1 pseudogene is annotated in these 260 nt (G+C 47.7%); it reads left to right on the forward strand.

Features of this window, described 5'->3' with window-relative positions:
• Positions 1-260 (forward strand): annotated as a pseudogene (locus tag AAEZ03_RS27950) (hypothetical protein); the annotation flags it as partial.

Here is a 260-nt window from a genome sequence, read left to right on the forward strand (position 1 = left end):
GGGTGGTACTGAATGTCACTGAAACCTATTTGAACCAGTTTGCCATTGGTCAGCAATTTACCGGTACTATTCCCGCATTATCATCAGCGGACAAGCCTTACAGCAAACAGTTTACTGTCTATGCAACGTCTACATTGTCTGACTTTGCAACGTGGCGACCCACCAATAATGATGATGGCTTTGATGTACGTACCTTTGAGGTCAAGGCGCGACCGAGCAAACCTGATGCGCGGATTCGTTCGGGAATGAGTGTCATCGTC

This window comes from Pseudomonas sp. HY2-MNA-CIBAN-0224 (assembly GCF_040310285.1).
In the GTDB taxonomy this organism is placed as follows: Bacteria; Pseudomonadota; Gammaproteobacteria; order Pseudomonadales; family Pseudomonadaceae; genus Aquipseudomonas; species Aquipseudomonas helleri.